Origin of the sequence: Intrasporangium chromatireducens Q5-1 (assembly GCF_000576575.1) — a bacterium.
Taxonomy (GTDB): domain Bacteria; phylum Actinomycetota; class Actinomycetes; order Actinomycetales; family Dermatophilaceae; genus Intrasporangium_A; species Intrasporangium_A chromatireducens.
In genome coordinates, this window is the sequence record NZ_AWQS01000613.1 from 1 (window position 1) to 380 (window position 380).

1 protein-coding gene is annotated in these 380 nt (G+C 65.0%); it reads right to left on the reverse strand.

Annotated elements, in window-relative coordinates; genetic code table 11:
- Nucleotides 1–337, reverse strand: a 337-nt coding sequence (locus N864_RS23125) for an IS256 family transposase (protein WP_034723211.1), incomplete at its 3' end; no start/stop codon positions are given.
- Nucleotides 338–380: the final 43 nt, after the last annotated feature.

Genomic DNA, 380 nt, shown 5'->3' on the forward strand with positions numbered 1-380 from the left:
GCAGGTAGCAGGTCGCGACCACCGTGGTCAGCGCCGCCTCGGCGCGACGGTGCCGCTCCAGCAGCCAGTCCGGGAAGAAGCTGCCCTCACGCAGCTTCGGGATCGCCACATCCAACGTCCCCACCCGGGTGTCCAGGTCCCGGTGCCGGTACCCGTTACGCGAGTTCGTCCGGTCCGGACTGCGGGTGCCGTATTCGGCGCCACACACGCTGTCGGCCTGCGCCGACAACAACGCATTGACGAATGTGTTGAGCAGCTCACGCATCAAGTCGGGACTGGCCTGGGCCAGCTGCTCGTGCAGAAACAGTTGAGGGTCGATACTGGTCTTCGCGGTCATCGCGATGCTCCGTTCGAGAGTGCTGTGGAAGGTTCACTCGAAG